Origin of the sequence: Brucella lupini, assembly GCF_002252535.1 — a bacterium.
Taxonomy (GTDB): Bacteria; Pseudomonadota; Alphaproteobacteria; order Rhizobiales; family Rhizobiaceae; genus Brucella; species Brucella anthropi.
The window spans coordinates 15,734-42,350 of the sequence record NZ_NNRN01000023.1; the positions used below are offsets into that span (position 1 = coordinate 15,734).

The window sequence follows — 26,617 nt, forward strand, 5'->3', positions numbered from 1 at the left end:
CGTCACTGTTCGGGGTCGTCGGCATCTCCATGAGGCATCAGATGCGTTTTGCGCCGGAAATCCCAGCCCCTTTTGGTGTATCTGTCAATCAGATCATCAATGACATCCAATGAAGCGTCTTTATCGAAGCCCTGATCTGCCAGCCCATCAAGCAGCAGATCAATCAGCTTCTCCATCCCGTCTTGGTTGCCAGACTTCATCGCTTTGGCAATCATGAAATGCAGGAACACCCGAGCAACATCATCTCGTGTCGGTTTACGCTCTGCTCTCATGCGATCCCGATATTCTTTCTGCCGCTCGCGCTGTTTTCGCAAGCGTTCTGCCTGCTGCTTGCTCGATGCCATTTCACCCCCCAGTTGCCCGCTAACAATTAAATTATGAGCCCGAAACCTGTCGGCGCAAAGCGTTTTTCGTTCCTCCGCCCGCCCACAAACGGCGTTTACGCTTGAATCGGAAATCTCGGGTTCAGCAACGATTGCCCGTAACTCCTTAACACTCTTCCCAAGTTTTGAATCGGGTTACTGCAAATTATTGAAATTTGAAATGCGTCGCGGGTAAATCGAAACGACTTGCCGACACATCGCGGCCCCCTACCTGCAACTTCAAATGAAGTACCGGGAAATTCTTACAATCCATATCGCGTACTGGTCCCATCGATGCAAACGTCGTTTGCATTATGGAATATATTCCCCGAACCTACGTCCGAAACACGGGTCTGCTACACTTTCCGTTCCGTTCGATGGATGCGTCCCACGTTGATAATAGATACAGCGCGACACCTAACGACGTCGCGCTGTTTTCTCGATTACGGATTGCGACGCCGGGACGGCTGCTCTTTTTCTTTTCTAAACCAGGGTGCGGGTTCTTTTGCCTCGACATACGGTAACAAGCGTAGGGGCGGTGGTTGCAGATGGCCCGTAATGACCGGATACACGTCAATTGTTTTTTTCATCACCGTCAAGCTGGCAATGTTCGTATAACGTGTCTCTCCCTCCGTTCGGCCCAGATGCCCGGTAATGTCTTCCATGATCGACATTTCTATCCCCTTCTGTTTCAGCGTGTTGCTGAACCCATGGCGCAGGGCATGGATTGCACGACCCCAAAGCTGATCACCAAGCCCCGTTTCCGCTTTCAGCAAAGGGACAAAGCTCTTGTAGAAACGATCACCGGTATCGTTTTTGCGTGTTGGAGCGACCAATTCCGGAAATAAGCATCTGTGTCCGAGTTCCTTCAAACGCTTTGCGTAGTCGATAAAACCCAGTCGGATAAGCTCATCTGGTACGGGGAGATCGCGGACTGATTGGAGGTTCTTCAATCCTCGGAGCTCATTTTTCCGAATTTTGATGGACCACATACCTTCATCCTTTGCGTAAACCACATCATCGATCATGAGGCCCGTAAATTCGACGCGTCTTGCGCCCAGATATGCGTAAAGCATGGGCACATAATAAAGGGATGAATGATATACGACCTGCCCGAACTCCCGCATTTCCTGCGGCATCGGCCCGGCACAACCGGTGAACACCGGAAGCTGGAAGATCGGTTCAACCTGCTCAGGGCCGGGTTTAGCAGTCAGCGCCCGAACAGATGCGAGGCTGCGCTTCTTCGGCTTGATCCCTTTAAACGTAAATGCCCGCAACATGAAACCTGACGCGACAAGATGGTTCAGGAATTGTTCGAGGTTACCAAGATGACGCCTGATTGTTCCACTCGACAAGCCGACCTTGGGTGCTGGCAAATTAAGCTTTTGTGCGCGGATTACTTCCCGTTCTGTCGCCTCACGTAATTGCACGGTCGTCATTGCCACGTAACGCGAACTACTTCCCCATCTGGCAAGGATGTTATTGAAATGCTGGCGCAACGCCGCCAAGTGGGTCTGGTTAATGCCGCTGCTCTTGAGAACATTGTGCTCGTCCAGAATACCGCAGAAAATGCGAACAACTGTCTTGACGTCCTTTGCCGTGTCTTCGTTCCAGTTCTCACGGTTGTTGGCGATCAGTAGGTCGCACTGCTTCATGAATTGCTTCACTGGCAAGTCCTGCCCAGTAAGCCCCAACACGTCAGATGCTGATACAGGAACAGGATTTTCCACAACTGGCTGTGGCTGTGGCTGTGGCTGTGGCTGTGGCTGTGGCTGTGGAATGATATCCGGCACAGGTTCCATATTTACAACCGAAACAATTGGTGCTGGCCGGGCAGGGTCTGGTTCAGCCTGCTCGTCAGGATAATCGATGAGATAGCGATCATCGGTATTGAGCAGAACGTCAGCGCGCGCTTTGAAATATTCAGCCTTGGCCTTTTCGAAATTAAGGATCGAATAAGACAGACCATGCTCTTGCATGAGAGCACGTATTTCGTAGACAAAGCGCGAAGATTCTGCATCTTGGCGTTCAGCACGATAAGATATCGCGATGCCTTGATGGAGGCTCTGCGGTACCTTCGATTGCTCAAGAACGCGCCAACCCTGGCAACCTTCTTCTTCAAACAAAACACGACGGGTGCCAAATTTTTCCAGAAGCCTGTAAGCCCACCCGACTTCCAGATCTGCCGTCAGATTACCGATCTGATGGAAACCTGTCGGAGTGCGCTGGCCTGCAAATTGCAGGTTCTCCATATGATCATTCATCCGCGCGATTTCGGACTGAAACAATCGTTCGAGGGCTTCTTTCGACATCAATACACTTCGCGGGTTTTCAGCAATTTCATAAAGCATAAGATTGAGCTTGCGGGCCATGTGGCCTGCTTGCCGATGATCAGATTGTTTGAGGCTTAAAGCAAGGTGACGCGAACCGATATTGCGTCCCAGATGTGCCGGAAGGCGCGCGCGCCAGTAAAAAATATTTCCGCGCCGTTGAAGATTCTGAACCTGATGTCTGACTGCCATAATGAACTCGCCGTTTGGAGCCACGAGACAAACCGACCAAGGCGAATCGGCATGTGTCATAGCTCTGTGTCACAGTTTTGTGCACAGTCGGCGAAATGGAAAAAAGTTTGAGGATTCCCACCCGGGGAAACATTAAGTAAAATCAATAAGATATTGATTTTACGCATGATTCATGGCTGGGGCGCCTGGATTCGAACCAGGGAATGGCGGTACCAAAAACCGCTGCCTTACCGCTTGGCTACGCCCCAACAAATCAAACCGAAGCAATCGGTTGCGCGGCCTTATAACCGCTTCGAAACCCGAGCGCAATCGCCTAATCACGAAATCCCGCATAAGCTTACAAGCCCTGTGAAGAACGTTTTCAACCGCATATCGTCGCCACTTGTTCCCTAAAACGAAACCGCCGATTTGCGTCCGGCTTCAAAGCTGCTACTTCCTAAAGGACAGGTGTATTTTCGGTATTCACTATGCTGTTTTTGCTGATTTCGTTTCTCGTCAGCGCTGTCTTGTGCAGCGTCGGTCTATATCTGCTGAACCGGCTCTTGCCCGAGCGCTTTCTCGCGGCGCGCATGAGTTCTCGCTCCAACCATACGACGGTAGCGCGGCAAATCGGCGGATTGGCACTTATTCCCGCAATTATCGCAACGCTGTTGATCTTTGCGCCGGATCTGGAAATCAACGCATTTCTGGCGCTTTGCCTTTCCGGGGCCTCGCTGCTGCTCTGGATCGTCGGCGGACTGGATGACCACTATGAGCTTTCAGAGATCATCAGACTGGGATCGCAGTTCATTGCCGCCGGACTGGTTGTCTACGGCCTGGGCCCGGATTTCCGGTTGCTGCCGGACCTCCTGCCCTACTGGCTGGAGGCAACTCTCATTGTCTTCGCGCTGGTGGTGGCCATCAATGTGACTAACTTCATGGACGGTCTCGATCTCATGACTGCCGCAGGCGTAGGGATTCCGCTGGCGGGGATCGGCAGTCTGGCCGCCCTTGGCCTTGCCGGGCTCGAAAGTGGCGGTATCGGCATCATCGCGGCAGGTGGAGTGCTGGGCTTTGCCCTGTTCAACCGTCCACCAGCAACGATCTTTCTGGGTGACTCTGGAAGTCTGCCACTTGGCCTGATCACAGGAACAGCGCTAATCCTGCTCGCACGGGAAACGCATATCGCCGTCGCGCTGATCCTGCCGCTCTATTATATTCTCGACGCAGGCACGACTATCGTGATGCGGTTAAGCCAAGGCGAGAACATCCTGAAAGCGCATTCCAAACATGCCTATCAGACGGCGAAGCGCTCAGGCTGGAGCGTGCTCAAGGTCGTCGGCCACGTGGCGCTTCTGAACATGATCCTCATTGCCTGTGCCATAGCGTTGCTCGCTCTCGATCACACAATTACCCAGATCGCGTTCCTGCTTGTAGCCATTGTCGCGACGCTGGTTCTGCTGCTGGATTTTCGCGGGCGCTTCAGGAAGCTATAACGTCGAACAGCACCTTGCGAACGGCATCAATATCGCCGCTTTCCATGGCAACACGGAGAGCCGTAAGGCTTGCCGGAACATCCACCGCAGCCTTTTTGCCCTGCGGGGCGCGCATGATCTTGGGATGGCGGGTCGGCTTCGCCTGTGAAGGATCGTAGAAGAGCTCTTCATACATCTTCTCGCCTTCACGAATCCCTGTCGTCTCAATTGCAATATCGCCGTGCGGATTCTCGTTATTTCGAACGGTCAGCCCTGCCAGCAGGATCATGTTCTCGGCCAGATCGCGGATCTTCACCGGTTCGCCCATTTCGAGCAGAACCGTATCGCCCGACGCGGCGATACCACCAGATTGCACGATAAGCTCGGCAGCTTCCTTGATCGACATGAAGTAGCGGGTCATGTCCTCATGCGTCAGCGTAATCGGACCACCACCGGCAATCTGCTCACGAAAAAGCGGGACGACAGAACCGTTCGACCCCAGCACATTGCCAAAACGGACAGAATAGAACGCCTTCTTCTTTCCCGATTGCTCGGCCAGCAAACCGCAATAATAGACGACCAGTTCAGCCCAGCGTTTGGTTGCGCCCATCACATTCGTCGGTCGCACCGCCTTGTCGGACGAGATGAGGACCATGCGTTCAACATCGGTATTGAGAGCGGCCTGCGCCACTTCCAGCGTGCCGAACACATTGTTGAATATACCGACCAGCGGGTTTTTCTCGACAAGCGGCACATGCTTGTATGCTGCACAATGATAGACCGTATCGACATTGTTGTCGCGAATGGCTTTCTCGACGCAGTCCCGGTTGCTGACCGTCCCAAGGATCGGCACAATCTCGCAACTGGCGATCTGCCTGAGCTGCCTCTCAATATTGTAAAGTGCGAATTCACTCGACTCGAACAAAACGATGCAGGCCGGGTTCCATTGTGAAATGGTACGGCAAAGCTGGCTGCCAATCGAGCCGCCCGCTCCCGTCACCATAATGCGCCGACCTTCGACCACTTCTCGCAACAAGGCCGCATCAGGCGGCACGGGCGAACGCCCGAGCAGATCATCGATCTCGACATTGCGTAGCGAGCTGACCAGATATTTCCCAGCCGTCAGATCTGCGATCGGCGGAAGAATACGCGTATTGACCGGAAGGCGCCCCAAAAGCCGCGCGAAATCCTGACGCTGTTTCTGTTCCAGCGACGGTTCAGATACCACGACCTGCTTGATACCGTAATTTTCGATCAAGGTGGGAATGTCTTCCACGCCATAGACCCGCAGCCCGATAATATCCATGCCATTAAGCTGGCCATCGGGATCGACGAAGCCGACGACCAGAGTATCGCTATGGCTGCGGAGCGCCGTTGCGAGTTGGCGAGCGGGCTCGCCCACGCCGATAATCAGTGCTGAACTCGTATAACGTTTGTCCGACTCGGAGCTACGCAAAAGCCATTTCGCACCAAAACGGCTAGCAGAGATGAATACAGTGCTCAAAAGCCAGTAAAGCAGAGGAACAGAGCGTGGCAGACCCGCACTACCGTAGAGCTCCATCAAGAACACCAGAGCAACCCAGAACAACGAGGCGATAGCAGTAGCCTGAAAGATCGGCCAGATCGCGCGTTCAGCCAGATAACGGATGATGGCGCGGTAGAGTCCGAAGCGAATGAAAACCGGAATTGCCAGAACGGGTGCGATGAAAATAAGAAACGTCTGCCCTTCGTTCGGCACGAAAACGAAGCCGAGACGGATGACAAAGGCCAGATAAGCACTCAACAACAGCAGGACACAGTCGCTCAGCATCAGAATGATCTGTTTGCTGGCGCGGGGCAAAAGCGCCAATCTCTGCCATGGATATTTCAAACTCATACGCGTGTTATCCCGCTCTCCGCCGGAGAGAAATACCGGAACGATTCCAGCGCCATAAGGCTATTTATACTACTAATGGGGATTAAAGCTTAGTCAATCCCTTCGCGGCGTGCTGCACGCCGTAGCTGCGAAGCATTCTAATTTCTCGCCACCGTTAACATGAGTCCTCCGGAAGGACTATATCAATTGCCGTTTCAGGCGCTTAACAAACATCTTTTGGCGAAATTACGGCCTGTAGACTGCGTCCAGGCAACAATGCAGGCCAATCCGCCGCATTTGTTGTCAGGCAATTATGGTGTTGGTGCGAATGCTGCGCCAATTGGTGCCATCAGAATAGGCTATCTCAGTACCGGATGGAGCGTTGGTCACGAAGACCATTGCGCCTGCGCCATGACTTCCGGCAGGCGTCAGCGCCGCGGTGGCATAGGATGCGGGACGTATAGGACCATCAACATCAAGCCGCGTCTGCGGCCAGATCGAACCGACTGCAACATTGCCGGTCGCGTGATCGATCCGGATTGCCTCCCGCCATTGTCCGGTATCGCTGCTTACCTTCACGCTGAAATCATTACTGCCGTTCAACCCCATTTCGGCGAAGCCGATCCAGTTGGCCTGATACAGAAGGCTTGCCGTATCGGTCACCGCCTGCTTGTTCACCTTCACCTGATGCCCTGCACCGGCATGGTTGAACAGGCTGGCATCCGACGAGATGGCCAGTCGGTTAACCGCATCGGCAGTGGCGTGAACGCCCAGCATGGAAAGGGACAAGTTTTCCGGAATCGACGAAACGCCCTTCCAGAGTATGCCATCGAAAACCAGCAACGATGCTTCATCCTCGACATAAGCCTGCCAGCCGATAGCAGGTGTCACGAAGAGCCACCCGCCATCAATGAAAGAGGCAATTGCGCCGCCTTTTCCTGCCCATGCCCCCGCAGCCACGAGATAGCGATCTCCGCTGGCGGGTGTTTCGGGCGCTTCAGCTCGATTCCGTGATTTGACGCTCAGATGCACAACAGCATCGAGCAACCGCAAGGCCTCATTGTGGGTGACATGTTTCTGCGCCTGACTGGGCAGAATATAGGGCATTTTCAGATTTGGGGTTTGGTCCATGAACAGCTCCTCGCAGTGGATAATGCTAGGAGTCTAGTTCGTCTGCCCGAAAAGAGGATAAGTCCGGATCAGCTTCCGCGATAGGTGGAATAGGACCACGGGCTGACAAGCAGCGGCACATGGTAGTTTCCATCAACATCAGCAATTGCGAAGCGGATCGGAATTAGGTCGAGAAACGGCGGATTGGCTTGTTCGGCACCGCGTCCCTCAAAATATTCGGCAACATGGAACTGCAACTCATAAGTGCCGGTGCGCAATTCATCACCGGAAAGCAGAGGCGCGTCCGTGCGTCCGTCGAGATTGGTCACCGTCCGCTTGATGAGTTCAGAAGCGCCGTTTGTGGCAATACGATAAAGCTCCATGCGCATCGCCGCCGCTGGACTGCCGTGGGCAGTGTCGAGAACATGTGTGGAAAGTTTACCCATAATATCCCTCGATAAAGCTCAGGCAGGTTGCGTCGTTTCAATGCGGTAGGCGTTATTGGAGAAGAAAAACTCCTCCAGATTGTCTTCCTTGCCTGCCCGGTCGACAATCAGAAAATCGGATTTCTGCTCAAGCGCCAGCAGCGGGTGGTGCCACACATTGCGCAGATAATTGACGCCCTGATCACCACGCGCAAGGAAAACACGCGGACGTGCAGGCTTGCCTCCGTCATCCTCGGCGACGATCACAAGGAACGGCCTGCCGTTCAATGGAACGAATGCCTGCGAGCCGAAAGGATGACGTTCCATCATGACGATGTCGATTGGCGCTTCGAACGATTGTCCGCGGAAAATATTGACGAGAACCCTTGCTTCAGTGCCAGCGGCTTCGACACGCGCGAGATCGTGGTATCGCTCGGTCGTGCCGTTATTGATCAGACGAAGCTCAGCTCCTTCTGTCTCGATGACATCACCAAATGGCGCAAAAGCGTCTTTTGTCAGCGGCTCGACCACCAGAGTTTCGACGTGCAAATCATCCTCCCCGTAAAAGCAGATTTCTTATAACGACAAAGCTTGTTGAAGAGGTCTCTGTCAATTGCGAAGCAGTTTCAACCGAAACAAGAAAAAGCCGGGCAAACGACCCGGCTTTCAACTTGCAGAACCGATAAGAATTCAGCGCTTCAAAAGTGATAGCACCGCAGGGACACCGCATGCCGCAAGTGCGAGTTTCACGAGATCGCCGACGATAAAGGCGCCGAACCCGAAGGCAATCGCCTTTTCCAGACCGAAAAGATAAGCCATCCAGCCTGCACCCATCAAAAGAATGACAGTTTCTGCGAGTAGCATTGCACCGCCGAGAGCGAGGGGGGTACGCGCCAGTCCCTTGTCGACAGCACGTCCGACGATCCAGGCAGCGGCAAGGTAGGAGAGCAGATAACCACCTGTCGGACCAATCATATAGGCAAGACCGATGCCCTTCTCCGGCGTTCCGGTGAAAACCGGCATGCCAAGCGCACCTTCGAGCAGATAAAGAGCGACCGTCGCCACGGCGAGCCGCGAACCGTAAAGAGCTGAAATTGCAAAGAGAGCGAAGGTCTGCATCGTCACATTGACGTAGACCAGATCGACTTTGACCTTGGCAGAAATGGTGAGAACAGCCGTTCCGATCAGCGCAAGCCCGACAAACCAGAAAGCACGGGCCAGTTGTCTTGTCGGCAGATATTCTGCTGCGAGAGAGGCGGTGGTGACGCGAGACTTTGCTCTATGAGGCATATCCAACTCCACTTTTGACGCGGCGACAGACACCGGGATGCGAAATTCTCCGGAAACTGCCCGCTGACGCGATTGTCAGCCCGCGTGACTGTTCACGTTTGCAACCCGACTATATAAGGCCTATGCCGTTTCATCAATCAAACGAAAGAAGAATGGAAGCTGCTTCAATGGCGCTTGTTTTCGACAGCAGTTTCACGCCCCAATATGGGAAGCCGGTTGAACTGAGTAAAGGCATTTTGCGCCTCACCGTCAATAATCCGAGCGCTTTCACCTTTCACGGCACCAACAGCTATCTTATCGGCACGGATACGCTGGCGATCATCGATCCCGGCCCTGAAGATGAGGCGCATTATAATGCCTTGATCGCAGCCATTGCTGGTCGTCCGGTCAGCCATATCTTCGTCAGCCACACCCATCGAGATCATTCACCTTTGGCCCAGCGTCTGAAGGAAAGCCTTGGCGCTCGCACCGTTGCCGAGGGACCGCATCGCCCTGCCCGCCCCTATTATGCGGGCGAAACAAACATGCTTGAGGCAAGCGCCGATACGGAGTTCGTTCCGGATATTGCACTGACCGACGGAAGCACGATCGAAGGTGATGGCTGGGCTCTGGAAGGAATTCATACTCCCGGACATGCCGCCAATCACATGGCGTTCGGCCTGAAAGGAACCGGCATTCTTTTCTCCGCAGACCATGTCATGGCCTGGGCGACGTCCATCGTCGCACCGCCGGACGGCTCGATGAATGACTACATGGTCTCGCTCGAAAAACTGCTGGCACGCGACGACAAGGTCTATCTGCCGGGGCATGGCGGCGCCGTGACCAAGCCTGCCGCCTTCGTTCGTGGCCTGCGTGCCCATCGCAAGATGCGTGAACGTGCCATTTTAGAGCGTGTTCTACAGGGGGACCGGACAATCGGCGACATGGTGAAAGTGATTTATCGCGAGACTGATCCGCGATTGCACGGTGCGGCAGCGCTGTCCGTGCTCGCACATCTGGAAGATCTGGTCGGGCGTGGGGAAGTCACGACAGATGGCCATCCGTCGCTGGGTAGCATCTATCTTCCCGGCTGATTATTCCACGTCGGCTGGAGCCTTGTTGACCTCGCCTTCCAGCGCCCCCAGAAAATCGGTAATGAAACCGGCATTCTGCCCCATATCGCGCTTGCCATAGCGTGACAGCGAGCGCACATCGACATAGGTAGTTTCGCCTTCGTCGAGCAGGCGGATGACGATATCGCTTTTCAGACCCAGTATGAAACTATGCGCGGTCACGGCAAATCGCGTCGCGTTCTGTTCCGGCGAAGACACATTGCGCGCGATCTCCTGCCACCCGAAAGTCCTCAGAACCGTCTCGACCCCCTGCGCAACGCGGTCCGGTGCGGCTTCATAGCGGCGTCCGACCACATCGGGATAGGCGGTCAACTGGGTCAGCGCATCGCCACTCACGGCCACGGTCAGCGGATTCATCCATTGCAGGCGTGGTGGCATATTGGACGGGAATTGCGGCGGCGTCTCGAAATCCGTGGATATGTCGTAGAGGGGTGGAGAGAGATACCACAGTGCCGTGACCAGTCCGACTGGAAGCAGCACGGCAAAAGCGAATATGCCGCCCCAGAAGGAGCGTGCGCCACCCTTGTCGCCATTGACCCAGAGATTGCGAAAACCTTTAGCCGAGCACAGAAGGGCCAGAGCGGCAAGACCAGTGCTCAATCCGGCAAGCAGCACCAAATCCGGTGTCTCCAGTGTCCAGAAGCGATGCAGAAGAAACGCCATCGCAAGCAGCACGAGCGCAAAAACACCAAGCCGAAGCGCCCATACTGCAGAGCGCGACTGACGCCGCTGGTAGCGAAGTTTTCTCATGCATTCTCCGAGAACATTTCCAGCTTATACTGAATCATTGGAGCCGCTCTGTCTCTCTGTTTTCACGCAGTATGCATAGCAGAGAGATTTTCGCTCAGCAAAACTTCGGCGTAGAAATTCAAATGCCCCACCTGGCTTGGACATGGCGGGGCACTTTTCTTGGCGATGTCATTTAGAGCGGCTCCGGTCAAAACTGAGTTGCCGGAACCGCCCTAACTATTTGTTTCGTCGCATTGTCCCACGCAAAACCGCTTCGCACTTTTGCTGGAAATGCTCTAATAACGCGCATCTTTCGGCTTCTTCATGTTCGGCCAGTCCTTCACCTTACCTGCGAAGTCGGGACGCGGCATGTGGGTGAAATATTCCGACACATCGATGGCTTCCTGATCGGTTAGAACACCGCCCTGTCCGATGGGCAGATTGTAGTTCTGTGCGGGCGGCATCGCATATTTGACGAATTGTGCCGCCTTGTACGTCCGTGCCATCCCGGCGCCGATATTGAAGCTTTCATCGCCCCAGAGCGGCGGGAAGATATAATCACCGGCCTGATCCTTCATGCCCTCACCGCCCGCGCCATGACAGGTCGAACATTGTGCGGCGTAGATTTTGGCGCCATTTTCCGGATTGGGAGCAAGGCTTTCGTCGATGGGACCGGCATTGCGGATCGCCACTTTCGTACCCTTCTTCACGTCCTGTCCTAGCCAGTCCATATAGGCGATCATCGCCCTCATGTCGGCTCCATCAGGCAGCAGTGGCTTGCCGTTCATCGAACGCTGGAAGCAGCCATTGATGCGCATCACCAAATCAACTTCCTTGCCTGCACGGGGCATGACGGCAGGATAGAAATTGCTGGTATTGATATAGGAGGCAACGTTATCCATCTTGCCCTGCCCCATGTGGCAGGAGTTGCAATTCAGACCGTTGCCGACATTGTCGGGCAGAAGCCGCGCGGTTTCGTTGAGCAACCGCTTGCCATGCATGATTTCGGGCGCGTTCGGCTGCTTGAGAATGTCACGGTCCGGCGGGATGACATAGGTTCCGACCTGATTTTTGTCCTTGTCCAGAACCGCATAGGCTTTGGGAGTCGGGGCATCCAGCGAAGGCCGCAAGTGATTGAAGAGAAATGCGCCGCCCGTTACTGCCACGGCAAAACTGGCACCAAGAACGACAATCGTACTGGTTTTCATTGCTTGTTCTCCGGAACGTAATGGACGGGCTTGTGAGCGATTTCACGCCGCATACGCGCGATATCCTGCTCCGTTATGGCAGCGCCGTGGTTGCCCCAGCCGTTGCGAATGAAATTCAGGATTTCGGCGACCTGCCAGTTCGGAAGATCGGCGAAGCCCGGCATGGTGAAAGCCATCTTGTCCGCCGGCGTGTCAGGCGTCCTGCCCCCGGTCAAAGTGACCTGAATGAGCGAGCTTGGATCATCGGCAAAGACAATCGAGTTGCCAGCAAGCGCCGGATAGATGCGCGGTGCGCCCTTGCCGTCCATACGATGGCAGACCGAACATTGCTCGACATAGGACAGAGCGCCCGGTGCACTGAAATCTCCCACCTTGAGGGCCGCCGTCGTCACATCTTCCTTCTGTTGCCATTCACGTTCGCGTCCTTCGCTTGGTGGCAGCGACTTCAAATAACGGGCAATTGCGCGCAAATCATCTTCCGCAAGATATTGGGTCGAATGCTGCACGACATCGGCCATCGAGCCGAACGCCGCTGTGCGATCGGTACGCCCGGTCTTGAGGAAGGTGACGATCTCGTCTTCGGCCCAGCTCGAAAGGCCTGTATCCTGATCGCGCAGGTTTTTCGCATACCAGCCTTCCAGAACCGAACCGGACAGGAACTTGCCCTTCGGATCGTTCTTCACCGCTTTTTCTTCATAGGCGAGACCACGTGGCGTATGGCACGCGCCGCAATGACCGAGCCCCTCGACCAGATAAGCGCCGCGTGCGATCACCGGATCGGTGTCGGCTGCAATCTCAAACGAACGCGAATTTCGAAAGAAAAGCTGCCAGTAGGCGAGTGGCCAGCGCATGTTGGTTGGCCACGGCAAAGTGCTGGGCTGGTTATCCTGTTGTACCGGCTCCACCTTCGACATGAAGAAAGCATAAAGCGCCTTCATGTCCTCGTCATTCACGACCGTATAGGAAACAAAGGGCATTGCCGGATAAAGATGGACATTATCCTGACGCACCCCCTGCCGTACGGCGCGCTCGAAGTCGGCATAGCTGTAGCCACCGATACCGGTTTTGCTGTCTGGCGTGATGTTCGTGGAATAAATCGTGCCAAGCGGCGTCTGCATGCCAAGCCCGCCCGCAAACGCCTTGCCTCCCGGAGCCGTATGGCACGCAGCGCAGTCTCCCGCATGGGCGACATACTCGCCTTTTTCGATCAAAGCCTTGTCGGTGACATCGACGGCGGCTTCGTGTTTCGCCGTCAGCCAATGGGGTGTTGAAAGCGCAAAGAGCCAAGCTGCGGCTAGCGCACCCGCGCCGCCGACCGCCGCTTTCCAGATCAGTTTCATGTGCCCTCCGACACCAATTCCCTTGTGATGAGGAGAACGTCGAAGATTCGGGATGAAAGAGCATTGACCGCGATCAAAACCTGTCGGGGGAATATTTAGCGATCTACAAAAGCAATAACTAATGCACGTTTGGCGTGCTTGATAGATTAGGCAAATCGCATTAGGGGCAGCACCCTCCAGGGGCGCAATTCAATCTGATTACGGCAGATTGGCGCTCCAATTGTTTGTTCAGCACGCATCTGATCCGAAAACCGTTTTGCACTTTTCGGGATGCGTTCTTAGCCTGCAAAGATCACCAGCTTTAAGAATAAGTGAGAAAAAGCTAGGTAAATCAAATAAAAAGGCATTGCAGCAACCGCTAACAGAAGGCATGATTGCGTATGTGGGGGCTTATATTGCAATCGTCGGAGAGGACGGAATGGATCGTGCCCTTCAAAATGGCAACCAGTCATCGGACGGCACAACCGCCGAGGATGCGATGACGCTCGAAGCCGTCGAACTGGAGTTTGCGCTTGGAGCCATCGACGTCCTTATCGAAGGTTTTGATTCCGCGCTCGCCAAGGCCGCAGAACGTGTGGGCGGCGAAGTTCTGTTCAATATGCCTGCTCTCGACACCAGCGAAGCACAGCGCATAGGTGCAATTGCCATTGCGGGGCAACCGGAAGATCAGGTTATCTTCGTCACATTGCGCAACGACGGCACGACGTTGTCCGTTGAACCGCCCACGGGCGAAAATGCCGTTTTTGAAAGCCTTGGCCGCAACTACGCCGCCGTCATGAAAAGTCTTTCCCCGAAGGAGAAAGTCAACGGCGCCTGAACGGGGTTATTTCGGCGCTACAGGCTTTGGAACGCCCGCATGAAGATTGTGCGGAGCAACCGGGTTGAGTGTCATCATCGTCTCGACATCCTTGAGTCGCACGAATTTCATCCCCTTCGCTTTCAAGGCCAGAACGCCTTTGGCCACCCCTTCACCCGCCGACCGCGTTGGTTGGTTGATATGCGAGATGATGACGTCGCCTTCACGCGCAGCAGCGATGCGGCGCTCAACCGTCGGCGCCAGCAACGAGGCGCCCTGATCGCCATTCAGCGAATAGCCACCGATCTTGTAGCCCATGCTTGTTGCCAGCTTGATGGCATCGGTCGAATAACGGGCAGTCGCATCGCGATACCAGACAGGCTTCGACACTCCGGCATCAGTAATCGCCGTCGCGCCGGCATCGATTTCCAGATAAACCGCCTCAAGTGATCCTGCTGTCTTGATGCCATACATTTTCGGCTCGTTGGTAATGGCCGGAACATGCATTGCGCCATGGTTCTCGATATCGAACAGATCGGAATTGGCCTTCAAAACCGCCATGGCTGCCGGGTTCTGCTTTATCCATCGCCCCGTCACGAAGATCGTCGCTGGAATACGGTTCTGCACCAGCATGTCCAGAATGCGATGGTCAGTCTTGCCCATGCAGGCATCAAGCGTCAGCGCTACCTGTGGCGCTGTATCGCCACCGCGCGCGATACGCAGTTGCGGCTCAACGATTTTGATCGTGTCGTGCGCAGCCTTATTCTCCGCGCGCTCCTGCGGCGAGATATCGTATGCGCTGGCAATGCCAGTCGTGGCGAGAATGACGGCTCCTGCCGAAGCAATAAAACGAAGCATGACAATATCTTCTGAAAATGGCTTAACCACCGGAGATTATTCCGGCAGCTAAGCCAAATTGTGGCGTGCTGTCAAACCTTGCGTATGGCCGACTGCGCAGCGGCAAGACGGGCAATCGGCACACGGAACGGCGAACAGGAAACATAGTCGAGACCTGTCTTTTCGCAGAAGGCGATCGACGCCGGATCACCACCATGCTCGCCGCAGATGCCGAGCTTCAGTTTTTCGCGGGTCTTACGTCCGCGTTCAGCGGCGATTTCCACCAGTTCACCAACGCCTTCGAGATCGAGCGACACGAACGGGTCCTGTTCGATCACACCACGCTGCTGATAGGAGGTCAGGAACGACGACGCATCGTCGCGTGAAATGCCGAATGTCGTTTGCGTCAAATCATTGGTGCCAAACGAGAAGAACTCAGCCGTTTCGGCGATTTCGGCAGCGCGCAAAGCCGCACGCGGCAGTTCGATCATCGTGCCGACCATATAGTCGATTTTGACGCCCGCCTCTGCCATGACTTCCTTGGCAACTGCATCGATGCGCGCCTTGACGAAATCGAGTTCGGCTTTCAGACCAACCAGAGGCACCATCACTTCCGGCACCACGTGCTCGCCGGTTTTTTTGCCTGCTTCGACGGCAGCTTCAAAAATCGCCCGGGCCTGCATTTCCGCGATTTCCGGATAGGATACAGCCAGACGGCAGCCGCGATGGCCCAGCATCGGGTTGAATTCATGCAGGGCATCCGCGCGTTCGCGCAGCTTTGTCGCATCGACACCCATCGACCGGGCAACCTCTGCGACTTCCTCGTCCGTATGCGGCAGGAACTCGTGCAATGGCGGATCAAGCAGACGGATCGTAACCGGGAGCCCCTTCATGATCTCGAAAAGTTCGACGAAATCCGAACGCTGCATCGGCAAAAGCTTTGCGAGAGCCGTGCGGCGGCCTTCTTCATTGTCGGAAAGGATCATTTCGCGCATGGCGACAATGCGGCTTCCATCGAAGAACATGTGTTCAGTCCGGCAGAGGCCTATGCCTTCCGCACCAAACGAACGCGCCGTGCGGGCATCCGCCGGGGTTTCTGCATTGGCGCGAACCTTCATCCGGCGGGTCCGGTCAGCCCATTCCATCAGCCTGCCGAAATCGCCGGAAAGCTCGGGCTGCAACATGGCGACAGCGCCTTTCAGGACCTGCCCGGTGCCACCATCGACGGTGACGACGTCGCCCTTCTTGAAAGTCTGGCCTGCTGCTAGCATGACGCCATTGCGATAGTCAACGCGAAGCGACCCCGCACCGGAAACGCATGGCTTGCCCATGCCGCGTGCGACGACAGCTGCGTGACTGGTCATGCCGCCGCGCGTCGTCAGAATGCCTTCTGCCGCGTGCATGCCGTGAATATCTTCCGGGCTGGTCTCGATGCGAACGAGAATGACCTTGCGGCCCTCCGACTTTGCCTGTTCGGCTTCTTCCGAAGAGAAGACGATTTCGCCCGTTGCAGCGCCCGGCGACGCTGGGAGGCCCTGACCAATGATCTGACGCTCCGCACGCGGGTCAATGGTCGGGTGCAGAAGCTGGTCAAGCGCGGCCGGATCGACGCGCAGTACCGCTTCTTCCTCGGAAATGAGGCCTTCGCCTGCCATTTCGACGGCCATCTTCAACGCTGCCTTTGCAGTGCGCTTGCCTGAGCGGGTCTGGAGCATCCACAATTTGCCACGTTCGATGGTGAATTCGAGGTCCTGCATGTCGCGATAATGCTGTTCCAGCCGGTCAGCGACCTTGAGGAATTCAGCGAATGCTTCCGGCATTACCTTTTCAAGCGACGGTTTGTCGGAACCGGCCGCAATGCGCGCTTCTTCCGTGATGTTCTGCGGCGTGCGAATACCGGCAACGACATCTTCACCCTGCGCATTGACGAGGAACTCACCATAAAGTCTCTTCTCGCCTGTCGAAGGATTGCGTGTGAAGGCAACGCCAGTCGCAGAGGTTTCACCCATATTGCCGAACACCATCGCCTGCACATTAACCGCCGTGCCCCAGGCCGCCGGGATATTGTGCAAACGACGATAGGTGATGGCGCGCGCATTCATCCAGCTTGAGAAAACGGCGCCTATAGCGCCCCAGAGCTGTTCGCGTGGGTCTTGCGGGAAAGGCTGGCCGAGTTCTTCCTCGACCTTAGCCTTGTAAGAGGCGATGACCCCCTTCCAGTCTTCGGCCGTCAGCGCCGTATCGACCTCAATGCCGAGATCGGCCTTCTTGTCTTCGAGAATTTCTTCAAAGAAGCCATGATCAACACCCAGCACGACATCCGAATACATCTGGATGAAGCGACGGTAGCTGTCATAAGCAAAACGCTCGTCACCCGCTTCGCGGGCGATAGCCTGCACCGTCTCGTCGTTGAGCCCTAGATTGAGCACCGTATCCATCATGCCCGGCATAGAAGCACGGGCGCCAGAACGCACCGACACCAGAAGCGGCTTTTCGGCATCGCCGAAATTACGCCCCGTCACTTTCGCAATATGGGCCAGAGCCGCCTGAACCTGATCATTGAGCTCGGATGGATAAGACCGGTCGTGATCGTAATAATAGGTGCAGACTTCGGTCGTGATGGTAAAGCCTGGAGGTACCGGAAGACCAAGGCTGCTCATTTCAGCCAGGTTTGCTCCCTTGCCACCGAGAAGATTGCGGTCGCTTGCCGCGCCTTCTGCCTTGCCGTCGCCGAACGTGTACACCCACTTCGCCATCATGGCCTCCTTACTGCAGGATAGGTTCATGAAAGGCTTGCAACAATTACAAGCACTCCTGGAACCAGCTCCTCGTTGCTTATGCGATAGGAAAGGCTGCTGCCAACCAAAAAAGCCCAACCGCGACAATAGAATCGATTAAACGCGAAATCAGCGCGGTAAAGGTTCAAATTGGGACGACGAGAAAGCAGAAAAATCATTATTGCGCCACCAATTGTGCTCAATCGTTCGCACAGCCGGAGAAGTAAATTTCAACAGCGCGGAACGTTCCATCGGTGCGTTTACATTGCACAACAACGTCAACCGAAATCTCCAACATACGTCGGATGTCAGCGCGTTCGAGTGCGCTTCCCCCTTCCGATTCCTTGACTAGTAAAGTCAGTTGCTCGAAGGCAAGTCTGGCAGAATCTGCATGAACTGTTGTGATGGATCCTGGATGGCCCGAGTTGATATTGCGAATATAATAAAACGCGCTTCCATCCCTGAGTTCCTGCAGCAATATTCGATCGGGACGCATTCGCAGACACGATTCGAGTAATTCCTTCGGACCTGCATTCGATACCCCCTGCGAGCCCTTTGAATAAAACAGACGCACCTGATTTGGTTGGGAAATTATAAGTTCCGGGCTGTCTTCAATCGAAATGACACGCTCGTGTTGTGGAATATGCTTGATAAGAGCTTTTGAAAGAGTGGTTTTTGCGGACCCTGTCGCACCAGAGATAATGATATTTTTCCGCGCGATAACAGCTTGACGAAGAAACTCCTTGAATTGCCCCCTTTTGTAGAGTTCTCGTAAACGTTCTTGTTCTTTTGAAAGGGCACGAAAGCTTGTTTGCGTATGAGAGAAAAAGCCATTGGCGTCCAGATCATCAAGCGTAAAATCAAGCGATGATGGTTTGCGGATTGTGATGCTGACCGTTCCTTTCGTGGTGGCGGGTGGAATGATAATTTGAATTCGCTCGCCAGCTGGAAGTGTTGCCGAAAGTATCGGTCGCGTTTCATTGATGGTTTGATGGGAAAAGCTCGCCACCGCCCGGGCAAGGCGCATGAGTTTTTCAAAGGAAAGCCCAGGAAGATCGTGTATCTGCCAACCACCCGGCCCTTCCGTCAGCACCTGACCCGGATGATTGACAATGATCTCATACAACGAGCAATCATCCAGGAAGACCGCAAGAGGCTTTAGAAGTTCACGAACGACGGTGATGTCCTGGGCTTCAGCCATTTGTCCACCTATTTTGTCACAAGCGTCGATGGCGGTTGGAAATCACCCAAAGCCGCCCGATCGAGAATGCGATTTCCAGGTTCGGTTACACGGAGCTGGTAAACGCCTGCAAAATCGAGATCGCGAGCGACAAAGATGGAGACCAATTCCCCCTGATGTTTGTGGAGTGTCGGGGCAATATTAATTGATTGCTCCACTGCAATGGCAGCAGCCTGTTTGCCGGCATCCGCGGTATTTTGTGCATCAAAATTGCCGTCTTGCAGACGACTGCTCGCGTAACTTGTCGCATCGCCGACGACGGAAAGGAGAAGCGCACTGCCGAAGCGCTCCCACCAATGCGTATCGACCTGCCCACCAACGCCAGCGCGGCCAAGCGCATCGGTTGCTGGCGAGGCAAGCGTAACGATCACACCTTGAGGCGTTTTCGCCCTATTCCAAAGCACAAACAGACGTTTTTGACCCCGTTGGAGACCACCACGATATTCCCCGACAAGCTGGGTTCCTTTTTCCATCAGCACCACGCGGCCGTTATCGGATAAAACGTCGCGGTTAATCACACAGCTTGCAAAGCCCGGCTGATCCGAGGCAAGTGCCGTTTCGAGCACACAAGGGATGGAAGTCCCCATGGCGATGATGAAATCACGATTTGCGAGCGTACCGGCGCGCGAACCCTCAAGTCGGGTCGGCCGCAGCAGATTTTCGAACCGTTGTTCATCGGCATTCTGCTGGTTCTGGCCAATAAAATTGCCGTCGATCGGTATAAAATTCCTATCTTCTACCGCATTATTACCGTTCCCCCCTCCGCCTCGTGAGGGCGAATTTTTCTGCCCTCCGCTATAAGCCATGACGGGCGCACGACGGGCGGCATCAAGCAATTCGTCCACTTCGGGCATAGGTTCTTCAAGGACCGGTGTTGGAAGTTTTACCTCCGGCTTTTCTTCAACCGGTTCTGTCTTTTCTCTTGCCGCCTCAAAGGGTGTTGTTTGGCGGATCACGACGCGCTCGGTCTGGCTATTGTTATCCTTTGTTTTGCTTCCAGATGTCGACCAAAGAGCAAAGCCAATGAACAACACAATGGCGAGTGCAACAGCCCCGCGCTTGAGAACAGGATTATTGTCGATGCGTGTAGCCGTAACCGTTTCGGCGCGCTCACCAGGGATCTTGTCTTCCTCATTCTCGGCCATCTTACTCACTTCCCCTGTCCCGCCAGATCCGGTTTCACGATGCGTTCAACGGACGGAGACGTCGTGTTTGTGGCAGGGTTGATGCCAACCCGGTCATAGGCTTCATTGAATACGCACAGCACATCTTTGCCCCGTCGCAGAATGAATTTGCGGCTTAACGTATGGACCATGACCAGATTGCCATCGACAGTTTTGGGCACGAGGCTCTCCGAACCGTCAGAATTTTCCATATAGATTGCAGGCATTTCCTGATTACCCGCAAAGGAGAATGTTGTGATTTTACCGTTGTCGTAGACGCTTTGCGGCTCCAGTGCCTGTGCCCCTTGTGCGGAGTAGCGCCAATTGCGCGGACCATATGCCTCGTGAAGCGACAGCACATTATCAGCATCTCTGGCTTGGGCTGTGCGCGCCTGAGCCGCAGCTTGCTGGCGACGCAGTTCAGCTTCGTCGTGTGGATATCGGAATTTCACGTAAAAGTAAGTATTCTCTCCGACTTCTACCGAACCCTCCCGCACCTTAAGTTCCATCTGGTAACTGCGCGTAGACCCGTCCCGACGTGTCGTTACAACGGAGATATTGGTAACCGGCTGGTTTTCTCGTGGTTTTAAAAACAGGATATTACCGGCTGGTGCGACTTCCCAGGCGACGCTGTTGCCAAGCGCCACATGTGCAATTTCCTCATCCCGGGCAAACTCGACTTGAACCGAGGAGCGCAAGGATCCGATGATCCTTGTGATATTGTAGGGCTGATAACTGACAAAACGGACACGACTGTCCTGCGATGCTGTTGTTGGTATCTCCAACGCGAGGACACTGGAAGCGGATGAAGCCAGAAAAAATGTGACAATGATTGGAAAACGCATCAATCGATTGCCTCCGGATCTGCACGATATTCACTAACCGCGAAACCAAGCGGGTTCACCAGTCGGTCTGTCGATGACATGGGAGCGTTGGCGTAGGAATAGGTAAGGGTCGCAACAAAATGAGTTGTCCGGACTTCTTCACCGCGCGTTAGGCTACGTATGTAGCGTACCGACACCACGTTTTGATTGATGAGCGCGATGGAGACGATGTTAATCCGCACCGTGGCAGAGCGGCCATAGACATTTTGTGGTGATTGCGGGTTGCTGCCGCGATAAGTGGCCGCAAACCGCGCCTGTTCTGCCTGTGTGGATAGAAGCGCAATTGTTCGAAAATTTTCCTGGGCTTCGCTCCAGACGTAGCCTTCGCGTCCACGAACATATTTTGCTGCAAAATATTTGGTCACGGCTTCGTCGTAAGTACCAGCAGTCGCCGACAGCGCGGAAACGACATCAACGATCCCGGTGGAATTGTCGACGCGAACCACGAAAGGTTCGACAGTTTTCAGCGGCGCAAGGCTTGCAACTGCAAGGATTGATATGCCAGCAACAATTCCGGCCGCAATTGCGATCGACCAGGCCAAGCGATTTGAACGCTCAACCTCGATCATGCGGTCTTGATCAAAGCGACGCGCTTTTTCGAAATAGCTTTTGAGATTGTCTGTCGTGACCATCAATCCTCGCAATCGCCGAAAGAGGCATCAATATCGAAATGATCAAAAGCGCTCGATTGTTTGTTCTCATGGACAAAGCGCGTGATGGCTTGCGCATCGGGCTTCGGCGATGCACTCGATCTTTCCCATTGCCACATTGCGCGGTTCAGAGGTCTTCGCGCATTTCCATCGCATTTCGGCAAGGGATTTGTCAGCGACGCACAACTGACAAGTGCGAGCGCGATCCCGAGAAACAAGGTCGGTTTGATTACTGACAAATACCTGTTTTTCATCGCCGCAGACGAGGTCATAAGCAGGTCTCCTTCGCTCACAATGCTCTTCTCATCATGCGTGTGCCGCGAGCCACAAACCCCGCGCTCCGCGACGTTGCTTTGGCAAGCAATCCTTCATGCGCATCGCGTGAAGCTGTGTAGCCATAAGCCAGAGACGCTCCGCCGGACGCGAGAGCCGAAGCGATGCCTGGAAGCTGATAAAAGACATAAAGAGCGGCAATGCCGATGGCACAAAGCGCGATGGGACGCATCAAGACGTCGGAATAGCCCTCGATTGCTGTAAAAGTTGTGTCGAGGCATGCAATCAGCAGCGCTCCAACAGCGACGACAAGAACCTGAAGAATGACAAAATTTGCCACTTGTCCGATCCAGGCCTCTGTGAAGCGTCGCGTCGACTGGAACATGGCAAATGCAATGAAGATTGGGCCGATCGCCAGCACGATGGCTAGTGCCAATCGCGCATAAAGTGAAACGACATAGCCTATTCCCGCGACAAGAAAGCTCACGCCAATTACCAATAATCCGCCAACACCAGTTACAATATCGATGGGCCAGGAGGATCGTGACCAGATGTCGGTCGCTGAGTTCTGTCCTTTATCCAGCAGACTATCGAAGGTCGATGCGCTCGGCGCCGCACCGGAATTTAAAGCTTGCGAAATCTCGCGCGGCAGCTGTTCGAAAAAAATATTGGTGACATAGGTCTGGTATTCGCTGGCGTTCTTGACCAGCGTCATGATGATCGCAAGCTTGATCGCGCGAAAAGCAAAATCAAGGATGGGTTCATGCACCGAACCGCGCAAAATAAGATAACCAAACAAGATAACGTAAAGGGTCACGGCAACAGTAAGCGGGCCGGAAACCCATTCGGCAATGTTCGACGTCCCATCGGATATGAACATCTCCAACGGCCGCTTGAATTGTCCATCAATAAACTCGAAAACGTGATACACGGTGCTAGCCTCCAAGCGCCTTGCGCATATTCTGGAAACGCAACTTGCTATTGGCTGCTTCGGCATTCATGCAGTTAACCGTATTGCGCAACTCACCTGGATTATTGCGACACTTGTCGAGAATGCGTGACAGCATTCCGTGATCGGTCAACAATTCTTCGACCGTATAGGTCGCTTCAGCTTTCTCTGTGCATGCAGACAGAAGGACGGACGCTGTCAGGATCAGGACATTTTTCATTTCAGCGCCCCCTTCATTGCATCCATGCGACGGCGCCAATCTTCTGCCTTGCGCTGATCATCAACCTGCGTTTGCGCCTGCTGAACCATGCGCAAGCCTTCCATGCGCAGCACATCGGTTTGCACAAAGGCTTGCTCGGCCAGAAGCCTTGCTTGCAAATCGGCAATTTCCTTGGCTTCACTTGCCGTGGAAATTTTCTGACGTAGTTCATCAATTCCTTCGATGCGTTTTGTTGCTGTGTCGTAAATTTTCTGGCCGATCCCCATCTGGCCGGCATTTTTGTTCTGCACACGGGACAGTTCTTTTGCGTAAAAATCGTCAGCGGAAGTTTTGTAGGTCGTATTTTTGTCGAGGAATTTTGTTGCAGCATCGTTCAACGCCCCACTGCCATTGCCTTCAAATAATCCTTCCAGGGCAGAAAATTCCGGCGGAAGGGCTTTTCGGATCGCTGGATCATTGAGAACCTGTGCGACATCCGCCATATCTGTCAGCTTGTTGAAAGAGGTATAAAGCTCTTCGGCCTTCTCAATCTGCTGATGAAGAGCATCGAGCTGCGATTTCAACTGCGCGATACTTTCCAGATGTTTGGCGATCGCTGTTTGATCAATGACAGGGATGCCCTGCCCCATCGCAGCTCCTGTCGACAAGGTCAGCACTGCAGCCATCATTGCGCAAAAACGTCTATAGGAAGCCATCAACTTGCACTCCTTCTTTTCAGGAAAACTGGAAGCCAGTCCGCAGGATCGTTCCCGATTTCAGCGCGGATCGTATCGACAAGCTCGACATTTCCGGTACGACCGGAAAGAACAGCCAGTTCATCATCAAGGCCGTTCAGGTCGAGCTCTGCAACGACGCTGTTGTGACCCTGTTTCAACAAGAATTGCCGGCTTTCGACTGATAGTTCGCGCGCAATCAGTTCGTATTCACGTTCGGTAAGCTTGAACCCATTGACATAGTCAGCGTGATTACCGCGCGAATTCGGGAGGAAAATCTGCGTGGGACATTGCTCGATAATCGTATGAGCAATTGGAGAGACAATCGCATCGCGCGGGCTTTGTGTTGCAAACAGCATCAGACCATTTTGCTTGCGGATGGTTTTGAGCTTGTTTTGCGCCAGATCGCGAAAGCCATCGTCCTGCAGCGCTTTCCAGAATTCATCGATGACGATGAGTATGCGTCTTCCGTCAATCAGCTGTTCGACACGATGAAACAGATAGGCCATAAGGGGCGTGCGGATTTCTTCATGGTCGAGAAACTCCGTCATGTCGTAGCCGACGAATTTCCCGCCTCTTCCTGCCCTCATCGGGGCAAATTCGTTGAGGCCAATATCGTCATCGTCATTGTCGAACACCCAGCCAAGCGGCCCTTCGAGTTCCCAACGGCGAAGCCTGGCAGCGATCCCTTCAGGATCGGTATTGTTCAAGAATGTGCGTAGTGCACCAATCGTTCGGCGCTCTCTAGGCAGATCTGATAGGCCATCGATCGCAACAGCGATGTCACGCAGTTCGGTTACGGTCAAATCTCGAACGTTGGAGCGAACAAGTTTGCCAACCCATAAAGCAAGGAACACTTTATTTTCAGGCGTGAGCTCGAGCGCCTTTAAAGGAGCGCATCCGGTCGGACTACCATTTTTAAGCGGAAGATATGTTCCGCCGGCGGCCCGCACATAAAGGTCGGCTCCACGATCCTTGTCGAAGAACACAACATGAGGATCGTGTTTTTCGAGTTGAGAAAGCATGAAGTTGATGATGACCGTCTTACCGGTACCCGATGGTCCGCACATGAAGGTATTGCCGAGATCGCCGTAATGAAAATTGAAATAGAACGGTGACCCGGAAGCCGTCTTCAATAGCGCGACAGCTGGTCCCCATTCGTTATTGTCCTTCTGACCGATCGGATACGAATGATAGGGTGAAAGCGCTGCAAAATTACGCGATGTAATCGCCCCGGACCGTGCACGGTAGCGGAAATTCCCAGGAAGCTGTGCCCACCAGGCGGCTTCCAATCCAAGATCTTCGCGTGCAACGACGGCCCCACCGCTCGTAAGACTTGCCCGCGCCTTGGCGAGGTTATCGGCGAGATCTTTGACGGAGGAAGCAAAGACGGCAAGCGAAAGATGATGCCCGCCCAGAACAAATCGATTTGATTCAAGGTCGTCCATCGCTCGGTCGAGGTCACCAATCTGGGATGCTGCTTTGTCACCACTGCTAAGCATCTGATTTTGCTTACGACCCAGGATCGATCGAGCGTCTGATTTGGAGGTGAATGCAAAGGATTGCGTCAGGATAAATTCAAATGGACTAGAGAGCACTCCATCGAGCATGCCTGTTCTGGTGCGAGCTGGATATTCTTTGAAACTCAGTATACCGGCATAGCGGTTTTCGGCCTCGTGCCGGATCTCGACAGTTTCTCGCCCGATGATAACGCGGTCAGAGTAAATAGCGGAAGAAACTGGTCCTTCCGTCAACGGAACGGGCTCGCGCCTACCACCAACCAGTTGGTGCAAAACTTCGCTCAGTTGTGAATATACAAGCCCGCCTCGCTCGTAAAGCGAAAGCACGCGCGGCTGAAACCGCTCCAGGCCTGCAGTTACATTAATCACCTTGTCCTGAAGATCTTTAAACGCCTCCTCATCAAGTTCGACATTTTGCGCTCGTCTTAGCTTTGAAAAAAATCGCGTGGTTTTATCTGCACCGTAACGGGCCGGAGACCAGAGCAGCGTGAGATAAAGGTCGTTACAAAAGAGGTTTTCGCCAGCCATCTTGAGGCGATATTTTTCGTTAAGGGCGTTCGAAAACGCTGCCGAAAATTCTCCGTCCGGATAACTGTCGTTCCGCCGCCTGATAACATGCGTCCATAAGGCAAGCCGCTCATCGGCGATGTTGCGATAAAGGGTGTTGAGGTCACGGTGTAATCCATTCAAATCGAGCACATCTGCCGTTTCGAATGACACTCCTTCCAGTGCGATCATCACCATCAGCGTTCCGGCGTTAAGAGCAATCGTCGTCTCATCGACATGACGGACGTAAGGAATGTAGATTTCCGGTCGAAGTTCTCGGACCTTTAGCTTCATGATGTCAGGCAAGGTTGAGATCCCTTTCATCATATCGACGTATCAGGCAAAGCGGAGATAGCGTTGCCCCACCCCAATATCCGCTATTGCGAGATCGACCACGCGTATCCACCCATGCGAGCACAATGCGAAACATGTTATGGTCGTGTTTGATGAGAGCTCGAAAAACGAAATGGAAAACGATGCCGACAAGAGCATAGGAAATCGAGCCAGCAAGGAGATAGAATATCGTCGTTGCCATGACGTTGATGCCCATGGCCTCCATCGTCACGCCAGCAACCATAGCGGGTCGGGTGCAGGCGAGAAACAACGTGTCTTCTTCGAAGATTGGTCCAACACTTGTCATCG

At 54.1% G+C, this 26,617-nt stretch carries 25 protein-coding genes and 1 tRNA gene; 3 read left to right on the forward strand and 23 right to left on the reverse strand.

Annotated elements, in window-relative coordinates; genetic code table 11:
• Positions 1-2: 2 nt before the first annotated feature.
• The 3 genes from CES86_RS01835 to CES86_RS01845 form a co-directional block, all read right to left on the reverse strand.
• Complete coding sequence (locus tag CES86_RS01835; RefSeq protein WP_094513428.1) at positions 3-344, reverse strand: hypothetical protein; 342 nt, start codon at positions 342-344, stop codon at positions 3-5.
• A gap of 461 nt (positions 345-805) precedes the next feature.
• Positions 806-2,884: a DUF6538 domain-containing protein gene (locus CES86_RS27670; protein WP_208617811.1), complete on the reverse strand. Its 2,079-nt coding sequence runs from the start codon at positions 2,882-2,884 to the stop codon at positions 806-808.
• Positions 2,885-3,057: 173 nt separating this feature from the next.
• Positions 3,058-3,132: transfer RNA gene (locus CES86_RS01845), tRNA-Gln, on the reverse strand.
• A gap of 219 nt (positions 3,133-3,351) precedes the next feature.
• Here CES86_RS01845 and CES86_RS01850 point away from each other — a divergent pair.
• Positions 3,352-4,359 (forward strand): MraY family glycosyltransferase, encoded by a 1,008-nt coding sequence (locus tag CES86_RS01850; protein WP_094513429.1) that lies wholly within the window; start codon positions 3,352-3,354, stop codon positions 4,357-4,359.
• Here the strand turns inward: CES86_RS01850 and CES86_RS01855 are convergent.
• From CES86_RS01855 to CES86_RS01875, 5 genes are all read right to left on the reverse strand, one after another.
• The gene (locus tag CES86_RS01855; protein WP_094513431.1) at positions 4,346-6,214 is read right to left on the reverse strand and encodes a polysaccharide biosynthesis protein; all 1,869 of its coding nucleotides are present in this window, start codon (positions 6,212-6,214) and stop codon (positions 4,346-4,348) included. The two genes, CES86_RS01850 and CES86_RS01855, sit on opposite strands and share 14 nt — an antisense overlap.
• Before the next feature lie 282 nt (positions 6,215-6,496).
• On the reverse strand, positions 6,497-7,324 hold the full coding sequence (locus CES86_RS01860; protein ID WP_094513432.1) for a DUF2793 domain-containing protein: 828 nt from the start codon (positions 7,322-7,324) through the stop codon (positions 6,497-6,499).
• Between the two features lie 68 nt (positions 7,325-7,392).
• Positions 7,393-7,749, reverse strand: a complete 357-nt coding sequence (uraH, locus tag CES86_RS01865) for a hydroxyisourate hydrolase (RefSeq protein WP_094513433.1) — start codon at positions 7,747-7,749, stop codon at positions 7,393-7,395.
• A gap of 18 nt (positions 7,750-7,767) precedes the next feature.
• Complete coding sequence (locus tag CES86_RS01870; protein WP_094513435.1) at positions 7,768-8,277, reverse strand: ureidoglycolate lyase; 510 nt, start codon at positions 8,275-8,277, stop codon at positions 7,768-7,770.
• A 141-nt stretch (positions 8,278-8,418) separates the two neighbouring features.
• Positions 8,419-9,018: a biotin transporter BioY gene (locus CES86_RS01875; protein WP_094513436.1), complete on the reverse strand. Its 600-nt coding sequence runs from the start codon at positions 9,016-9,018 to the stop codon at positions 8,419-8,421.
• A 167-nt stretch (positions 9,019-9,185) separates the two neighbouring features.
• Between CES86_RS01875 and CES86_RS01880 the strand changes: the two genes are divergently transcribed.
• On the forward strand, positions 9,186-10,091 hold the full coding sequence (locus tag CES86_RS01880) for an MBL fold metallo-hydrolase (RefSeq protein WP_061345179.1): 906 nt from the start codon (positions 9,186-9,188) through the stop codon (positions 10,089-10,091).
• Here CES86_RS01880 and CES86_RS01885 read toward each other — a convergent pair whose 3' ends face one another.
• The 3 genes from CES86_RS01885 to CES86_RS01895 all read right to left on the reverse strand — a co-directional run bounded on the left by CES86_RS01885 (position 10,092) and on the right by CES86_RS01895 (position 13,407).
• Positions 10,092-10,880, reverse strand: coding sequence for a DUF1499 domain-containing protein (locus tag CES86_RS01885; protein ID WP_094513438.1), 789 nt, complete (start codon positions 10,878-10,880; stop codon positions 10,092-10,094). It abuts the gene before it with no gap.
• 275 nt (positions 10,881-11,155) lie between these two features.
• Positions 11,156-12,067 (reverse strand): c-type cytochrome, encoded by a 912-nt coding sequence (locus CES86_RS01890; protein ID WP_094513439.1) that lies wholly within the window; start codon positions 12,065-12,067, stop codon positions 11,156-11,158.
• Positions 12,064-13,407, reverse strand: a complete 1,344-nt coding sequence (locus CES86_RS01895) for a c-type cytochrome (protein WP_094513440.1) — start codon at positions 13,405-13,407, stop codon at positions 12,064-12,066. The genes CES86_RS01890 and CES86_RS01895 overlap by 4 nt, the downstream gene beginning before the upstream one ends.
• A 418-nt stretch (positions 13,408-13,825) precedes the next feature.
• Here CES86_RS01895 and CES86_RS01900 point away from each other — a divergent pair, with 418 nt between their 5' ends.
• On the forward strand, positions 13,826-14,224 hold the full coding sequence (locus CES86_RS01900) for a hypothetical protein (protein ID WP_094513442.1): 399 nt from the start codon (positions 13,826-13,828) through the stop codon (positions 14,222-14,224).
• 6 nt (positions 14,225-14,230) lie between these two features.
• On the opposite strand, the gene CES86_RS01905 is transcribed toward CES86_RS01900, so the two are convergent.
• From CES86_RS01905 to CES86_RS01960, 12 genes are all read right to left on the reverse strand, one after another.
• Positions 14,231-15,061, reverse strand: coding sequence for a polysaccharide deacetylase family protein (locus tag CES86_RS01905; protein WP_094513474.1), 831 nt, complete (start codon positions 15,059-15,061; stop codon positions 14,231-14,233).
• Between the two features lie 71 nt (positions 15,062-15,132).
• Positions 15,133-17,796: a pyruvate, phosphate dikinase gene (gene ppdK, locus CES86_RS01910; RefSeq protein WP_094513444.1), complete on the reverse strand. Its 2,664-nt coding sequence runs from the start codon at positions 17,794-17,796 to the stop codon at positions 15,133-15,135.
• Between the two features lie 220 nt (positions 17,797-18,016).
• The gene (gene virB11 / locus CES86_RS01915) at positions 18,017-19,018 is read right to left on the reverse strand and encodes a P-type DNA transfer ATPase VirB11 (protein WP_094513445.1); all 1,002 of its coding nucleotides are present in this window, start codon (positions 19,016-19,018) and stop codon (positions 18,017-18,019) included.
• Positions 19,019-19,026: 8 nt separating this feature from the next.
• Complete coding sequence (gene virB10 / locus CES86_RS01920) at positions 19,027-20,202, reverse strand: type IV secretion system protein VirB10 (protein ID WP_094513446.1); 1,176 nt, start codon at positions 20,200-20,202, stop codon at positions 19,027-19,029.
• A gap of 5 nt (positions 20,203-20,207) precedes the next feature.
• Positions 20,208-21,065 (reverse strand): P-type conjugative transfer protein VirB9, encoded by an 858-nt coding sequence (gene virB9, locus CES86_RS01925; RefSeq protein ID WP_094513447.1) that lies wholly within the window; start codon positions 21,063-21,065, stop codon positions 20,208-20,210.
• On the reverse strand, positions 21,065-21,736 hold the full coding sequence (locus CES86_RS01930) for a virB8 family protein (RefSeq protein ID WP_094513449.1): 672 nt from the start codon (positions 21,734-21,736) through the stop codon (positions 21,065-21,067). The genes virB9 and CES86_RS01930 overlap by 1 nt, the downstream gene beginning before the upstream one ends.
• Positions 21,736-22,008, reverse strand: a complete 273-nt coding sequence (locus CES86_RS28255; RefSeq protein ID WP_080728170.1) for a hypothetical protein — start codon at positions 22,006-22,008, stop codon at positions 21,736-21,738. Before CES86_RS28255 ends, CES86_RS01930 begins: the two co-directional genes overlap by 1 nt.
• A gap of 35 nt (positions 22,009-22,043) precedes the next feature.
• The gene (locus CES86_RS01940; RefSeq protein WP_040129683.1) at positions 22,044-22,958 is read right to left on the reverse strand and encodes a type IV secretion system protein; all 915 of its coding nucleotides are present in this window, start codon (positions 22,956-22,958) and stop codon (positions 22,044-22,046) included.
• A 4-nt stretch (positions 22,959-22,962) separates the two neighbouring features.
• Complete coding sequence (locus tag CES86_RS01945) at positions 22,963-23,196, reverse strand: EexN family lipoprotein (protein WP_012090934.1); 234 nt, start codon at positions 23,194-23,196, stop codon at positions 22,963-22,965.
• Positions 23,193-23,891, reverse strand: coding sequence for a P-type DNA transfer protein VirB5 (gene virB5 / locus CES86_RS01950; RefSeq protein WP_094513450.1), 699 nt, complete (start codon positions 23,889-23,891; stop codon positions 23,193-23,195). Before virB5 ends, CES86_RS01945 begins: the two co-directional genes overlap by 4 nt.
• Positions 23,891-26,299, reverse strand: a complete 2,409-nt coding sequence (locus CES86_RS01955) for a VirB4 family type IV secretion/conjugal transfer ATPase (RefSeq protein WP_192802344.1) — start codon at positions 26,297-26,299, stop codon at positions 23,891-23,893. The genes virB5 and CES86_RS01955 overlap by 1 nt, the downstream gene beginning before the upstream one ends.
• Complete coding sequence (locus CES86_RS01960) at positions 26,274-26,615, reverse strand: type IV secretion system protein VirB3 (RefSeq protein WP_094513453.1); 342 nt, start codon at positions 26,613-26,615, stop codon at positions 26,274-26,276. Before CES86_RS01960 ends, CES86_RS01955 begins: the two co-directional genes overlap by 26 nt.
• Positions 26,616-26,617: the final 2 nt, after the last annotated feature.

Coding starts and splice junctions, on each gene's coding strand:
- CES86_RS01905 (WP_094513474.1), bottom strand. CDS start 15,061: ATGCTTCGTTTTATTGCTTCGGCAGGAGCCGTCATTCTCGCCACGACT.
- CES86_RS01855 (WP_094513431.1), bottom strand. CDS start 6,214: ATGAGTTTGAAATATCCATGGCAGAGATTGGCGCTTTTGCCCCGCGCC.
- CES86_RS01930 (WP_094513449.1), bottom strand. CDS start 21,736: ATGGTCACGACAGACAATCTCAAAAGCTATTTCGAAAAAGCGCGTCGC.
- CES86_RS01945 (WP_012090934.1), bottom strand. CDS start 23,196: ATGAAAAATGTCCTGATCCTGACAGCGTCCGTCCTTCTGTCTGCATGC.
- CES86_RS01895 (WP_094513440.1), bottom strand. CDS start 13,407: ATGAAACTGATCTGGAAAGCGGCGGTCGGCGGCGCGGGTGCGCTAGCC.
- CES86_RS01885 (WP_094513438.1), bottom strand. CDS start 10,880: ATGAGAAAACTTCGCTACCAGCGGCGTCAGTCGCGCTCTGCAGTATGG.
- virB9 (WP_094513447.1), bottom strand. CDS start 21,065: ATGCGTTTTCCAATCATTGTCACATTTTTTCTGGCTTCATCCGCTTCC.
- ppdK (WP_094513444.1), bottom strand. CDS start 17,796: ATGGCGAAGTGGGTGTACACGTTCGGCGACGGCAAGGCAGAAGGCGCG.
- CES86_RS01900 (WP_094513442.1), top strand. CDS start 13,826: ATGGATCGTGCCCTTCAAAATGGCAACCAGTCATCGGACGGCACAACC.
- CES86_RS01880 (WP_061345179.1), top strand. CDS start 9,186: ATGGCGCTTGTTTTCGACAGCAGTTTCACGCCCCAATATGGGAAGCCG.
- virB11 (WP_094513445.1), bottom strand. CDS start 19,018: ATGGCTGAAGCCCAGGACATCACCGTCGTTCGTGAACTTCTAAAGCCT.
- virB5 (WP_094513450.1), bottom strand. CDS start 23,891: ATGGCTTCCTATAGACGTTTTTGCGCAATGATGGCTGCAGTGCTGACC.
- CES86_RS01955 (WP_192802344.1), bottom strand. CDS start 26,299: ATGAAAGGGATCTCAACCTTGCCTGACATCATGAAGCTAAAGGTCCGA.
- CES86_RS01835 (WP_094513428.1), bottom strand. CDS start 344: ATGGCATCGAGCAAGCAGCAGGCAGAACGCTTGCGAAAACAGCGCGAG.
- CES86_RS01860 (WP_094513432.1), bottom strand. CDS start 7,324: ATGGACCAAACCCCAAATCTGAAAATGCCCTATATTCTGCCCAGTCAG.
- CES86_RS28255 (WP_080728170.1), bottom strand. CDS start 22,008: ATGAAAAACAGGTATTTGTCAGTAATCAAACCGACCTTGTTTCTCGGG.
- CES86_RS01875 (WP_094513436.1), bottom strand. CDS start 9,018: ATGCCTCATAGAGCAAAGTCTCGCGTCACCACCGCCTCTCTCGCAGCA.
- CES86_RS01960 (WP_094513453.1), bottom strand. CDS start 26,615: ATGACAAGTGTTGGACCAATCTTCGAAGAAGACACGTTGTTTCTCGCC.
- virB10 (WP_094513446.1), bottom strand. CDS start 20,202: ATGGCCGAGAATGAGGAAGACAAGATCCCTGGTGAGCGCGCCGAAACG.
- CES86_RS01850 (WP_094513429.1), top strand. CDS start 3,352: ATGCTGTTTTTGCTGATTTCGTTTCTCGTCAGCGCTGTCTTGTGCAGC.
- CES86_RS01890 (WP_094513439.1), bottom strand. CDS start 12,067: ATGAAAACCAGTACGATTGTCGTTCTTGGTGCCAGTTTTGCCGTGGCA.
- CES86_RS27670 (WP_208617811.1), bottom strand. CDS start 2,884: ATGGCAGTCAGACATCAGGTTCAGAATCTTCAACGGCGCGGAAATATT.
- uraH (WP_094513433.1), bottom strand. CDS start 7,749: ATGGGTAAACTTTCCACACATGTTCTCGACACTGCCCACGGCAGTCCA.